The organism is Thioclava sp. UBA3469, from assembly GCF_002378135.1.
Lineage (GTDB): Bacteria > Pseudomonadota > Alphaproteobacteria > Rhodobacterales > Rhodobacteraceae > Thioclava > Thioclava sediminum.
Genome location: NZ_DFRG01000157.1, coordinates 745 through 12849, shown reverse-complemented (window position 1 = coordinate 12849; position 12105 = coordinate 745). Strand labels below are relative to the sequence as shown.

Sequence of the window (12105 nt, the reverse complement as noted above, 5' to 3'; positions counted from 1 at the left end):
CAGGTCGAGGAATAGACGTAATCGAGGTGGATCACCTTGGTGCGCACACCACCCGTCTCGATCAGTTCCAGCGCGATATCGTAATACTGCCAGCCTTCCAGCCCGGAGCGCAGCGAGGGCCGCTTCACCGGGAACGAGACGCGCATCATCAGACGGGCGTCGAAGCTCTCGAGATCATCCATGTAATCGTCGAGCGCGGCTTCCATCACCTCGAAGGAGAAGGTCTTCTCCGCGTGGACGTAGAAGCTGCGCATCACGCGCGACATGTTGATGCCCTTCTTCTCCGCTTCGAGGCTGACCGTCCCGGTGACCGACGCCTCCAGCGTCAGATCGCCATTGTCGCGGGTATGGAAGCGCACCGGCAGGCGGAAATTCGAGATGCCGACATGTTCGATCCGGGTATGGGCGCCCACGATCAGCGAGGACGGCCCGTTCTGCAGGTCGGGCATCGTCGCCTTGTAGGTCTCGTCCGCCTCGAAATCCGCGTCATAGTCGCGGCTAAGATCGGGATAGTTCGAGACCTCGTGCCCCGGCAGCAGCCGCGCGATCGCCGGATCGAGCTGTGCGACCTCGACCGGATCGGCCTTTGCCGCCCATGCGCGCAGCACGTCGAGCGCGGCGCGCGCGTCGTCATTGTCGGGGGTCTCGATCCTGCCTTGCACGTTCATATCCTGTCCTCCGGAGCGCCCGGTCCCGCCAGATATGGGGTTTTTGAGGGCGATGTCCAAGACAATACGCCGGTTCGCGGCAATCGGTTCACCCCGTTCAGGCCGCGTCGAGCGCCCCCTTGATGTCGGCGATCAGGTCGCCCCCGTCCTCGATCCCCATCGAAATGCGGATCAGACCGGGGGTAATCGCGATCGCCTCCCGCTCCTCTTCCGACAGATTCTTGTGGGTCGTCGTCGCCGGATGGGTCGCGATGGATTTCGCATCGCCGAGGTTATTCGAGATCGACACGATCTGCAGCGCGTTGAGGAAGCGGAACGCAGCTTCCTTGCCGCCCTTCAGGTCGAGCGCGAGCATCGTGCCGCCCGAGCCCATCTGCTCCATCGCCAGCGCATGTTGGGGATGATCCATCAGGCCGGGATAGACGGTGCGGGCGAGTTTCTCATGACCTGCCACGGCGCTGGCCACGGCAGCCGCGTTGGCCGCCTGCGCGCGCACCCGCAGATCGAGCGTCTGTAACCCGCTCAGCAGAACCCAGGCATGGAACGGGCTCATCGCGCCGCCGGTGTGCTTCACGTAAGTTTCCAGCGGACCGCGGATATACTCTTTCGAACCCAGCACGACACCACCGAGCACGCGCCCGCCGCCATCGATATGCTTGGTCGCGGAATAGACGATCACATCTGCGCCAAGTTCCACCGCGCGCGAGAAAATCGGCGAGGCGAAGACGTTGTCGACCACCACCGTCGCGCCGCCCTCATGGGCGATTTTCACGATGCCCGCGACATCCATCACTTCGAGGCCGGGGTTCGACACGCTCTCGAAGAAGCAGACCTTCGTCTCGGGACGCATCGCGGCGCGCCACGCGTCGAGATCGGTGCCGTCGACCAGCGTCACGTCGACGCCGAAGCCCTGCAGGACCTTATATACATGCAGGCAGGAGCCGAACATCTGACGCGCGGCCACGATGTGATCGCCCGCCTTCACGAGGCAGGTCAGCGCGCCGTTGATCGCGGCCATGCCGGAGGCGCAGGCGAAAGCGTCTTCAGTGCCTTCGATCGAGGCCATTCGGTCTTCGAACATGCGCGTAGTGGGGTTGCCGTAGCGCGCATAGATGAACTCATCATCGGAGGCGTTGAGGAACCGCGCCTCGGCGGCTTCGGCCGAGGGGTAGGCAAAGCCCTGCGTCAGGAACATCGCCTCGGCCAGCTCGCCATATTGGCTGCGGCGAATGCCGTCATGGACGAGTTTGGTGCGGGTCTTGCGCTCGGTCATCGGTGCCTCCTGCGGCGGTCTGTCGCGGCTTGGGGCTGCGATAGCGCGCAGGCGGCGCTGGGTCAACGCATAGCGGCGATGTCACGATCGCACAAAACGAATGCGTACCGTCGCTGCAGGCTCACGCGAGGGCACGGGAACTTTCCGACGAAAAGCCGCGTTCGGATTAGAACAACAACCCGCGCCTGCGCTCCTCCCCCGAGGCCCAAATGCCGCTTCTCAAGGTCCATGCCAGCTCCGAGCTGCCCGCCGATGTCATCGCTCAGGCGCGCGCGCTGCCAGAGGGTGCCCCGGTCGTCTTGATGATCCACGGCTACGGCTATGCGGCGGGCGTCGAGGGGCGCGATCCATATCAGCATATCTTCGCGATGGAGCCGAGCTTCAATCTGCACACCGCAATCAGCTGGCCGCGCGCGCTCGGCTTCGACGGCAGCAATCCCGGCGAGGGATTGGGGATTGCGTTCAGCTGGCAATCGACGGGGCGGCTGACCCGGATCTACGACATGGCTGAGATCGCCGCCCAGCGCCTTGCCCGCCTGATCGGGGCACTACATGCCGCGACCGGGCGTCCGGTGGGCATCATCGGCCATTCGATGGGCGCACGTGTCGCCCTGCGCGCGCTGCGCCATGCCCATGCAGGGCAAGTGGCGCGGATGGTGCTGCTGGCCGCCGCGGAATTCCAGAGCCGCGCCGAAGAGGCGATGGCGAGCCCTGCGGGGCGCAGCTGCGAGGTGCTCAACGTCACCAGCCGCGACAATGACCTGTTCGATTTCCTGTTCGAGTGGGGCGTCGCGGGCGGTCGCGAGCGGTCTTTGGGAAATGGCCTGTCGCAGCCGATGCGAAACTGGCTCGATCTGCAGATCGACGCGCCCGAGGTGATCGGGGTTCTCGAAGATCTCGGCTATCCCGTCGCGCCGCCCGCGAAACGCGTCTGCCATTTCGCCTGCTACATGCGCGAGGGGCTGTTCGACCTATACCGTCAAGTGCTGCGCCAGCCCGACCGACTGCCGCTTCCCTTTCTCGCCGAAGCACTACCTAAGGCGCAAGACCCCCGCTGGTCGCGCCTGTTTGCGCGTCCGCGCACACCGGGTTTCGCATTGCCCTCGTTCCAGCGTGCGGCAAAGTAAAGCGGAACCTGCCGCCTAACCTGACGGAGACCCCATGATCGACCTTTATTATTGGCCCACGCCGAACGGCTGGAAAATCTCTATCGCGCTCGAAGAGATGGGCCTGCCCTACGAGACCCACCTGGTGAATATCGGCAAGGGCGAGCAATTCGAGCCGGAGTTCCTGAAAATCTCGCCCAACAACCGGATGCCCGCGATCATCGACCGCGACGGCCCGGATGGCGAACCCGTCTCGATCTTCGAAAGCGGCGCGATCCTGCAATATCTCGCCCGCAAGACCGGCCAGTTCTACGGCGAGACCGAGCGCGACCGGATCGCCGTCGATGAATGGCTGTTCTGGCAGGTCGGTGGGCTGGGCCCGATGGCGGGTCAGGCGCACCATTTCCTGAAATACGCGCCCAAGCTCGAGCCGCCGCAGGACCTGCCCTATGCGAAGGATCGCTACCGGGCTGAAACCGGTCGTCTTTATGGCGTCATGGACCGCCGTCTGGCCGAGACCCGCTACCTCGCGGGCGATTTCTACTCGATCGCGGATATGGCGTCCTGGGGCTGGGCCTCGCTTTGGGAAGGGCAGGAGCAGACGCTCGACGACAAGCCGAACCTGAAGCGCTGGCTCGACGAAGTCGGCGACCGCCCGGGCGTCAAAGCGGGCCGGGCCCTGTCTGCCGATGAGCGCAGCGATAATTCGAGCCGCGAAGCGCAGAAACATCTCTTCAAGCGCTGAACGCCAGACCCAAGACATGAAAAAGGGCGCCTCACCGGGCGCCCTTTTGCTTTGATCGATCAGGACCGGATCAGTTGATCGTCAGGTCCAGCGTGATCTCGCAGTTCAGAAGCTTAGAGATCGGGCAGCCTTCCTTGGCGCCCTCGGCCGCCTTGCGGATGGCCTCCTCGTCGCCGGTGCCCTTCACGGTCGAGGTCAGCGCGGATTTCTTCACCGCGAAGCCGTCGCCTTCCTTGTCGAGCGAGATTTCCGCCTTGGTGTCGATCACGACGTCCGAGACGCCTGCCTGCTCGAGCTGAAGCGACAGCGCCATCGAGAAGCAGGACGCGTGAGCCGCGCCGATCAATTCCTCGGGATTCGAACCGGGCTCATCCTCGAACCGGGTGTTAAAACCGTAGGGCTGCGACTTCAGCGCGCCGCTCTCGGTCGAAATCGTGCCTTTGCCGCCCTTGATGGTGCCTTCCCAATGGGCCGATGCGTGCTTGCGGATCATGAATCCCTCCTATGCGTTGCATTCGCGGAGACAACGAGACGGAAGGCCAGTTGTTCCGCCTCAGCGCCCGCGCCCCACCAGCCTATCATATTCCTGAATGGCGAAGCGGTCCGTCATCCCGGCCACGTAATCGAGCACGACCCGCGCCAGCGCCTGCTTCGATTCGGGCCGCGTGCAGTCGCCGCCGAGGATGCGCGCGCGGGAGACTTCCTCCTGCCATTCCTCGGGCAGAAGCTCCGGGCGTTCCATGAACAGCGGGAACAGCGCGTTGATCATTTCGGTCACACGCTTGCGCTCCACCACCACGGAGGGCGCGCGATACATGCGCTCGAACAGGAATTGCTTGAGCACCTTGAGGCTTTGGTAAAGCGGCTTCGAGAAGCGGATGATCGGCCCGTCCATCTGGCGGATATCATCGACCGATTGCGGCCCGAGCGAAGTCAGCCGGTTCTCGGCCACTGCGATCACGTCTTCGACCATCACGCCGAAGACCCGGCGCAGCGCCTCGTGCTGGCGGCGGGTGCGGTCGAGACCGGGATGCAGCTTGTCCACCTCGGCGAAACAGGCCCCGATCACCGGCAATTCGCACAGATCGTCCTCGTCGAAGAGCCCCGCACGCAGGCCATCGTGCAGATCGTGGTGGTTATAGGCCACGTCATCGGCCACCGCCGCCACCTGCGCCTCGGCAGAGGCATTGGTCTCCAGCTCCAGATCCCAGGCCGCATCGACCTCGGCCAGCGCATAGGGCAGCTCCTCACGGCTCGGGAAGCTGTGCGAGCCGCCCTTATCGGAAATCGCAGGGCCGTTGTGCTTGGCGATGCCTTCCAGCGTCTCCCAGGTCAGGTTCAGCCCGTCGAAGCCCGCGTAATGCTTCTCCAGCTTTGTCACGATCCGCAGCGCCTGCGCATTGTGATCGAAGCCCCCATAGGGCTTCATCAGCTCAGCCAGCGCGTCCTCGCCGGTATGCCCGAAGGGCGGATGGCCCAGATCATGCGCCAGCGCCACCGCCTCGGCCAAATCGGTGTTCAGCCCCAGCGTGCCCGCGATGGTGCGCGCGACCTGCGCCACTTCGATCGTGTGGGTCAGGCGCGTGCGGTAGTAATCGCCCTCGTGCTCGACGAAAACCTGCGTCTTGTGCTTGAGCCGTCGGAAGGCCGAAGAATGGATAATCCGGTCCCGATCGCGCTGGAACGGCGAGCGGAAAGTGGACATGCTTTCGGGGTGAAGCCGCCCGCGGCTCTCGCCGGGCTGGCAGGCATAGGGCTTGAGCACTGGTAAAACCTCGTCTTGTCGGCACGCTTCGGCCCTCCTATATCTCGGATGTGACGGAAATACAGGCCCCGTGGGGTCAGGAAGGCCAATCCGATGCAACTCCCTCCGAAAGTGACCGAGCGCGCCTTTGCGCGTCTGGCGGAAATCAATGAAGGTCGCGAGGCGCCGCAAGCGCTGCGCGTGGCCGTCGAGGGCGGCGGCTGTTCCGGTTTTCAGTATGATATCAAGCTCGAAGAGACGCCTGCGGGCGACGACATCGTGCTTGAAGGCGCGGGCCAGAAGGTGCTGATCGACCCGGTCTCGCTGCCCTTCCTCGAGAACGCCACGATCGACTTCACCGAAGAACTGATCGGCGCGCGCTTCGTGATCGAGAACCCGAACGCGTCGAGTTCTTGCGGCTGCGGCGTCTCCTTCGCGATGTAACGATGCAGGCGATGCGCCTTTTCTGAAAGGCGCATCCTCGCTTCCTCTTGATATAAATATCCCCGCCGGAGGCTCCCCTCCTTCGGCGTCACTCCTCCAGTGGCAATTTGCGAAAATCGAACCCGTCTTCCAGCGTCGGCTTGATCACATCGAAATAGGGCGAGAGATCGAAATCGCGCGGCGTGAACAGGGACGAGTGCCGGATATGCAGGATCTCGCCCTGACTGTCGGCGCTGCCCATCTCGATATCGGGCAGGATCGGGTAATGGACCGAATGAAACGCCTCGGCGATCACGGTCGAGCAAATCGCCCGCGTCGGGTCGCCTGATCCCAAAGCCAGCATCCGCCGCCGAAACCGATGCGGCACGGGCGGGCGCGGCAGAAGATACCGCACCAGGTCGATCACGTTCTTCAGATCGTATTGCCGCCCGACCGCGCTCTGCATGTAGTCGATCACCTCTTCGATCCGGTCGTGCCCAAGCCCCACGGGGCGGCAGATACGCGTGTTGAGATGCGCATAGGCCGCGAGCCCCGCGATCCGCACGCCCGCCTCGAGATCGGCCTCGATCAGTTCGCCACCGGGCGGGCCGCCCGAATAGAAAGCCGCATGGGACCATGTGGAATGGGTGAGATATTTGATCGCCGCCGAGATCCGCCGGTCGCCCTCGACCAGAAGCACATCGCCGGGACGCAGCGTGGCGCGTAGCGCGCGGGTCGGGATCACGCCGAAGGGCTGGTAAAAACGGGTCTGCTTTTGCAGGAACCGCGCCATTCTCTTGCCGGATACCCGAGAAAGTTGCGCCATGATCTCCTCCTTGCTCAGAGGTAGGTCCGGCGCGCGCTGCCGCACAGCTCAGGCGCAGAGATGTGATTTTCGTTAATTGGTGCGAGATGCGCCTGCGCTCATTTCGGCGGCAGCGGCCCGCCCATATCGAGCCCCGTATCCATTGCCGCCGCGCGCGCCTTCTCGATCCGCGCCCAAAGCGTTGGGTCTTCCTCGCCCTGCGGCCAGACGCCCGTCAGCGCAAAGCGGAAGCGCGCGGAATGACGCGCCTCGCGCTCGATCCGGTCGATGAACTCCGCGCCATGTTCCGCCACCAGATCTTCCAGCGGCCCGGCGGCGAGCATCACCACCTGCCAGATCGTCGTAGCCCCTGTCAGCGCCTTGCGGATGAAGGTCCAGAGCACCTCGGGATATTCGCGCAGCTCGAACACACAGAGCACCGACCACGGGAACTCCTCGCCCTCGGGCTCCTCGGCATTGTCGGCCAGCCACAGATCGACCAGCGCCTCGACCGTGCGCACGTCTTCCGGCGCACTAGCCTCATTGCACAGGATCGAAACGAGTTCGGGGGGCAGGGGGGTGGTCATTGCATCATTTCCTTGGTCGCCGACAGCGTCACGCCTTCATAGTCGCGCTCGACCCGGTCGATGTCCCATTGCAGGCGCGTGAGGAACACCACGTCGCCGTCGTGATCATAGGAGATGTGCTGCTTGTTGGCGTTGACCAGCTTTTCGACCGCCGCTTTGTCGCCCAACACCCAACGGGCCGAGGTGAATTGCGAGGCCTCGAACCGTACGGGGATGCCGTATTCCTGCTCGATCCGGCTCGCCAGCACCTCGAATTGCAGCGCGCCGACGACGCCCACGATGAAGCCCGAGCCGATCGCGGGCTTGAACACTTTCGCAGCGCCCTCTTCGGCGAATTGCATCAGCGCCTTTTCCAGATGCTTGCCCTTCATCGGGTCGGTCGCGCGCACCGATTGCAGCAGTTCCGGCGCAAAGCTCGGGATGCCGGTGAAGCGCAGCGCCTCGCCTTCGGTCAGCGCGTCACCGATGCGCAATTGCCCGTGGTTCGGAATACCGATGATATCGCCGCCCCAGGCCTCTTCCGCCAGTTCGCGGTCGGCGGCGAGGAACAGAACCGGGTTCGACACGGCCATCTGCTTTTTCGAGCGCACATGCAGCAGCTTCTGCCCGCGCGTGAAATGACCCGAGACGAGGCGCACGAAGGCCACGCGGTCGCGGTGCTTGGGGTCCATGTTCGCTTGCACCTTGAAGACGAAACCCGCGACCTTCTTCTCTTCGGGCGCCACATCGCGCTCGGCGGATTTGAAGACCTCCGGCTCGGGGCCGAATTCGCCGATCCCGTCCATCAGTTCCTTCACGCCGAAGCTGTTGATCGCGGAACCGAACCAGATCGGCGTCAGATGCCCCTCAAGGAAGCTCTGGCGGTCGAAAGCGGGCAGCAGCTCGCGCGCCATCTCGACCTCTTCCTTTAGCTTTTCGAGCTGATCGGCGGGCACATGCTCGGCCAGTTTCGGGTCGTCCAACCCGCTGATCTTGATCGATTCCGCCACCTTGTTGCGGTCGGCGCGGTCCATCAGCTCCAGCCGGTCGTGCAGCATGTCGTAGCAACCGAGGAAGTCGCGACCCATCCCGATCGGCCAGCTTGCCGGGGCCACGTCGATCGCGAGGTTTTCCTGAATTTCGTCGATGATCTCGAACGTATCCCGGCTCTCGCGGTCCATCTTGTTACAGAAGGTCAGGATCGGCAGGTCGCGCAGACGGCAGACCTCGAAAAGCTTCCGGGTCTGGCTCTCCACACCCTTCGCGCCGTCGATCACCATGATCGCCGCGTCGACCGCCGTCAGCGTCCGGTAGGTGTCTTCCGAGAAATCCGAGTGGCCGGGCGTGTCGACGAGGTTGTAGCGGAAGTCGCGATACTCGAAGGACATGGCCGAGGCCGAGACCGAAATCCCGCGATCCTGTTCCATCTTCATGAAGTCCGAACGCGTCCGCCGCGCCTCGCCCTTGGCACGCACCTGTCCCGCCATCTGAATGGCGCCGCCGAAAAGCAGGAACTTCTCGGTCAAGGTGGTCTTGCCCGCATCCGGGTGCGAGATGATCGCGAAGGTGCGGCGACGGGCGATTTCGGGCGGGAGCGCGGGACGGTTCATCATGCGCGCTCGTTTAGCCTGCCCGCGCGCGCCTTGCAATCGCGGCGATGGGGGGCGCCGGGGTTGTCATGCAGAGGGGGGCTCCGCCCCCGCGCTGACGCGCTCCCCCGGGATATTTTGACCAAGGCGAAGTGCAATCCCGCGTGGCCTTCCTCTTGGCGGAAATATCCCGGGGGTGAATTGGCGCAGCCAAGAGGGGGCAGCGCCCCCTCGCTCCGTCTGGCTTAGCTCACCAGCCCCGGCACCGGCAGCCCGGCCGATTGCCAGAGCAGCACGAAATTCAGCCCCAGCACGATAAGCGCCCCCAGCACGGCGAGCCAGAACAGCGGCCCGCGCAGGGCGAACCTGCCCATGATGACGCTCCGCCGCGCGAAAATCAGCAGCGCGACCATCGGAACGGGCAGGGCGATCGACAGCACGACCTGGCTCATCACCAGCGCATCGGTCGTGTTCACCCCCAGCCACACGACGACGAAGGCGGGCGCCATCGTGATGACCCGGCGCAGCCAGACCGGGATGCGACGGCGGATGAAGCCTTGCATGATCATCTGCCCCGCCATCGTGCCGACGACCGACGAGGAAACCCCCGAGGCAATCAGCGAGGTCAGGAAGGCTGCCGCCGCGAACCCGCCCAAGAGCGGCGTCAGCGTGTGATAGGCGGTCTCGATCTCGGCCACTTCGGAATGCCCGCTATGGAAGGCCGAGGCCGCCATGATCACCATCGCCATATTGACCATGCCTGCAATCGCGAGCGCGATGATCACCTCGCGGTTGGAGAACTTCACCAGCCGCGCCTTCTGCACCGGATCACGCGTCAGAGCGCGGTTCTGCGTCAGGCCGGAATGGAGGAAAATCGCATGCGGCATCACGGTCGCGCCGATGATGCCCACCGAGATCGTCAGCGCCGTCGCATCGGGCATTGAGGGCGCGAACATCCCCGCCACGGCCCCGGACCAGTCGACGGGCGCCACGAACATCTCGGCGAGGTAGCACGCCCCGATCAGCGCCACGAGCGCACCGATCACGATCTCCATCGGGCGGAAACCGCCGCGTTCGAACATCAGGATCGCATAGGTGACGACGGCGGTGACGCCCATCCCCCAGATCAGCGGCCAGCCAAACAGGAGCGAAAGCCCCAACGCGCCGCCCAGAAACTCCGCCAGATCGGTCGCCATCGCCGCGATCTCCGAGACGATCCACATCGCAATCGTCACAGGTTTCGAGAAATTCTCGCGCGAGAGTTCTGCGAGGTTCTTTCCGGTGACGATACCCACGCGCGCCGAGATCGCCTGAAACAGCATCGCGATGAGGTTCGCGCCCAGCACGACCCATAGCAGAGCATAGCCATAGCCCGCGCCCGCCTGAATATTCGTCGCGTAATTGCCCGGGTCCATATAGGCGACCGAGGCGATGACGGCTGGCCCGAAGAACAACAGATACCCGCCGCGCCGGTTGCCCGACAGCACGGCCTCCATCGCCGTGCGGGTGCGGCTCGTCATGTTTTCCTTGCGGGTCAGTTCAGTCATGGGGGGCCTCGTCGATGCTGCTCCTGCGAAATGTAGCCTTGGCTACAAGATTCGCAAGTGGCTAATTTTCGTTGACAGCTCAACACGCGCCACGCGAAGCTTTGCTTGGCATATCGGGCGCGACACGTTATCCGGTCCGCTCTGGAAATGGCGCCCGACAGGCCCCGACCGGTATTGAGACAAAGACCGTCAAGGCAGGCGAATGACTGACACCGATCCCTCCCAGATCAAGGGGTTCAACCGGGCCCGAGAGCGTGCGGCGCGCGCGCTCCTGGAAGACTATGTCGAGATGATCGCCGATCTGACGGCGGAATTCGGCGAGGCGCGGATCACCGAGATCGCCGCGCGACTCGGGGTGGCCCATCCGACCGCGACGAAAGCCGTGGCGCGGCTCAAACGCGAAGGGCTGGCCGTGTCGCGGCCCTATCGCGGGGTGTTTCTGACGGAGACGGGGGAGGCGCTGGCCGCCCAGGTGCGCGAACGCCACCGGACCGTTGTGGCTCTGCTGCGCGCCGTGGGCGTGCCGGAAGAGGTTGCGGAGATCGACGCCGAAGGGATCGAGCACCATGTCTCGTCGCGCACGCTGGAGGCGTTCGAGGCCTTCCTTGCGTCAAAGGCTGGAAAATAGCTCCGACAACCGCTCGGCCTCGCCCGCAAGACCCCAGGGCGGGTGCACGATGAACATCCCCGAGCCGATCATGCCGTGGCCTTCACGCGCGGGCGGGAATCGCACCTCATGGCTCAGCGCCTCGGGGAAATCGCGGCGCAGGGTGCGCACCATTGCCTCCTGCGCGCCCGAGGCGAGCATCGGATACCAGAGCGCGATGATGCCGACGTTCCATTTCTTGGCGATATGGCCGATCAGCTTCGGCATCGCCGTGTAGTCGGCCTTCTCCTCGAAGCTCGGATCGATCAGCATCATCCCGCGCCGCGGGGTGGGGGGCGTCAGCGCCAGCGCCATTTCGCGCCCGTCGGCCTTGTGCAGGACCGCGCCGCTTCGCCGCGTGGCGCTGCGCAGGGCGGAAAACTCCTGCGGGTGCAATTCACATAGCTGAATCGTGTCCATCGGGCGCAAGAGCGCCTGTGCCACCAGTGGCGAGCCCGGATACGCTTGCGCCCCGTGTTGCGCCCGCACAGCGGCCAGCGCGCGCATATAAGGGTGATCAGGGGCGAACCAGCCCAAGGCTTCCACCCGCGTAATTCCGGCCGCTGCCTCTCCCGTTTTCGCCGCCTCCGCCCCGTCGAGCGCATAAAGCCCGCGCCCGGCATGGGTTTCGAGATAACTCAGCGGCTTGTCCTTGCGCGTCAGGTAATCGAGCGCTGACGCAAGCAGCGCGTGCTTGTGCACATCGGCCAGATTTCCCGCGTGATAGGCGTGTTGGTAAGACAGCATTGGTTCGGTCTCCTTGCGCCCTTCCTGCCGTTCACTGCGCGCGAGGGCAATGCCGTTCTTCTTGGCAGAAATATCCCGGGGGCGCGCGAAGCGTGCGGGGCGGAGCCCCTCCGACGGATCAGCTTGGGAAAGAATAAAAGAAAACGGCGGCGCCCAGGGAGGAGGAGGGGCGCCGCCGTCTCTTTTCTGCCGTCAGGTCTCAGGGAGGAGGAGAGAGACCGCCGCGCTATCGAAACGCCCCAGGGA

The 12105-nt window shown here is 64.4% G+C and carries 13 protein-coding genes; 4 read left to right on the top strand and 9 right to left on the bottom strand.

The genetic code is table 11. The annotated features are described in order from the left end of the window. Both B3D39_RS12195 and B3D39_RS12190 read right to left on the bottom strand, forming a co-directional pair. Window positions 1–668, bottom strand: a 668-nt coding sequence (locus B3D39_RS12195) for a GTP cyclohydrolase, FolE2/MptA family (RefSeq protein WP_286789731.1), incomplete at its 3' end; no start/stop codon positions are given. 97 nt (window positions 669–765) lie between these two features. Continuing rightward, window positions 766–1941, bottom strand: coding sequence for an aminotransferase class I/II-fold pyridoxal phosphate-dependent enzyme (locus B3D39_RS12190; protein WP_286789730.1), 1176 nt, complete (start codon window positions 1939–1941; stop codon window positions 766–768). 209 nt (window positions 1942–2150) lie between these two features. On the opposite strand from B3D39_RS12190, the gene B3D39_RS12185 reads away from it, so the two are divergent. Continuing rightward, the gene (locus B3D39_RS12185; RefSeq protein WP_083074990.1) at window positions 2151–3068 is read left to right on the top strand and encodes an alpha/beta fold hydrolase; all 918 of its coding nucleotides are present in this window, start codon (window positions 2151–2153) and stop codon (window positions 3066–3068) included. Between the two features lie 34 nt (window positions 3069–3102). Then, the gene (locus B3D39_RS12180) at window positions 3103–3792 is read left to right on the top strand and encodes a glutathione S-transferase N-terminal domain-containing protein (protein ID WP_274963277.1); all 690 of its coding nucleotides are present in this window, start codon (window positions 3103–3105) and stop codon (window positions 3790–3792) included. Between the two features lie 70 nt (window positions 3793–3862). Here B3D39_RS12180 and B3D39_RS12175 read toward each other — a convergent pair whose 3' ends face one another. Together B3D39_RS12175 and B3D39_RS12170 are read right to left on the bottom strand one after the other, a co-directional pair. Next, window positions 3863–4285, bottom strand: a complete 423-nt coding sequence (locus tag B3D39_RS12175; RefSeq protein ID WP_078519483.1) for an OsmC family protein — start codon at window positions 4283–4285, stop codon at window positions 3863–3865. 60 nt (window positions 4286–4345) lie between these two features. Then, window positions 4346–5557: a deoxyguanosinetriphosphate triphosphohydrolase gene (locus B3D39_RS12170; RefSeq protein WP_075774417.1), complete on the bottom strand. Its 1212-nt coding sequence runs from the start codon at window positions 5555–5557 to the stop codon at window positions 4346–4348. Window positions 5558–5650: 93 nt separating this feature from the next. Between B3D39_RS12170 and B3D39_RS12165 the strand changes: the two genes are divergently transcribed. Next, window positions 5651–5980, top strand: a complete 330-nt coding sequence (locus B3D39_RS12165) for a HesB/IscA family protein (protein ID WP_078519481.1) — start codon at window positions 5651–5653, stop codon at window positions 5978–5980. Window positions 5981–6068: 88 nt separating this feature from the next. On the opposite strand, the gene B3D39_RS12160 is transcribed toward B3D39_RS12165, so the two are convergent. The 4 genes from B3D39_RS12160 to B3D39_RS12145 all read right to left on the bottom strand — a co-directional run bounded on the left by B3D39_RS12160 (window position 6069) and on the right by B3D39_RS12145 (window position 10466). Further along, window positions 6069–6785: a lipo-like protein gene (locus B3D39_RS12160; protein WP_274963278.1), complete on the bottom strand. Its 717-nt coding sequence runs from the start codon at window positions 6783–6785 to the stop codon at window positions 6069–6071. Between the two features lie 98 nt (window positions 6786–6883). Then, window positions 6884–7351 carry a DUF6869 domain-containing protein gene (locus B3D39_RS12155; protein WP_078539576.1) on the bottom strand — a complete coding sequence of 156 codons (468 nt, stop codon included), beginning with the start codon at window positions 7349–7351 and terminating at the stop codon, window positions 6884–6886. Further along, window positions 7348–8943, bottom strand: coding sequence for a peptide chain release factor 3 (locus tag B3D39_RS12150; RefSeq protein ID WP_078519478.1), 1596 nt, complete (start codon window positions 8941–8943; stop codon window positions 7348–7350). The genes B3D39_RS12155 and B3D39_RS12150 overlap by 4 nt, the downstream gene beginning before the upstream one ends. A 221-nt stretch (window positions 8944–9164) precedes the next feature. After that, window positions 9165–10466 carry an Nramp family divalent metal transporter gene (locus B3D39_RS12145; protein ID WP_274963279.1) on the bottom strand — a complete coding sequence of 434 codons (1302 nt, stop codon included), beginning with the start codon at window positions 10464–10466 and terminating at the stop codon, window positions 9165–9167. Between the two features lie 202 nt (window positions 10467–10668). On the opposite strand from B3D39_RS12145, the gene mntR reads away from it, so the two are divergent. Beyond that, the gene (gene mntR / locus B3D39_RS12140; RefSeq protein ID WP_098410516.1) at window positions 10669–11094 is read left to right on the top strand and encodes a manganese-binding transcriptional regulator MntR; all 426 of its coding nucleotides are present in this window, start codon (window positions 10669–10671) and stop codon (window positions 11092–11094) included. Here mntR and B3D39_RS12135 read toward each other — a convergent pair. After that, window positions 11077–11859, bottom strand: a complete 783-nt coding sequence (locus B3D39_RS12135; protein WP_274963280.1) for a 23S rRNA (adenine(2030)-N(6))-methyltransferase RlmJ — start codon at window positions 11857–11859, stop codon at window positions 11077–11079. The genes mntR and B3D39_RS12135 overlap by 18 nt on opposite strands. Window positions 11860–12105: the final 246 nt, after the last annotated feature.

What these genes read in the sequence shown, in the direction of transcription:
- B3D39_RS12165 (WP_078519481.1), top strand. Translation starts at nt 5,651, where the DNA reads ATGCAACTCCCTCCGAAAGTGACCGAGCGCGCCTTTGCGCGTCTGGCG.
- B3D39_RS12150 (WP_078519478.1), bottom strand. Translation starts at nt 8,943, where the DNA reads ATGATGAACCGTCCCGCGCTCCCGCCCGAAATCGCCCGTCGCCGCACC.
- B3D39_RS12155 (WP_078539576.1), bottom strand. Translation starts at nt 7,351, where the DNA reads ATGACCACCCCCCTGCCCCCCGAACTCGTTTCGATCCTGTGCAATGAG.
- B3D39_RS12185 (WP_083074990.1), top strand. Translation starts at nt 2,151, where the DNA reads ATGCCGCTTCTCAAGGTCCATGCCAGCTCCGAGCTGCCCGCCGATGTC.
- B3D39_RS12175 (WP_078519483.1), bottom strand. Translation starts at nt 4,285, where the DNA reads ATGATCCGCAAGCACGCATCGGCCCATTGGGAAGGCACCATCAAGGGC.
- B3D39_RS12145 (WP_274963279.1), bottom strand. Translation starts at nt 10,466, where the DNA reads ATGACTGAACTGACCCGCAAGGAAAACATGACGAGCCGCACCCGCACG.
- mntR (WP_098410516.1), top strand. Translation starts at nt 10,669, where the DNA reads ATGACTGACACCGATCCCTCCCAGATCAAGGGGTTCAACCGGGCCCGA.
- B3D39_RS12160 (WP_274963278.1), bottom strand. Translation starts at nt 6,785, where the DNA reads ATGGCGCAACTTTCTCGGGTATCCGGCAAGAGAATGGCGCGGTTCCTG.
- B3D39_RS12180 (WP_274963277.1), top strand. Translation starts at nt 3,103, where the DNA reads ATGATCGACCTTTATTATTGGCCCACGCCGAACGGCTGGAAAATCTCT.
- B3D39_RS12135 (WP_274963280.1), bottom strand. Translation starts at nt 11,859, where the DNA reads ATGCTGTCTTACCAACACGCCTATCACGCGGGAAATCTGGCCGATGTG.
- B3D39_RS12190 (WP_286789730.1), bottom strand. Translation starts at nt 1,941, where the DNA reads ATGACCGAGCGCAAGACCCGCACCAAACTCGTCCATGACGGCATTCGC.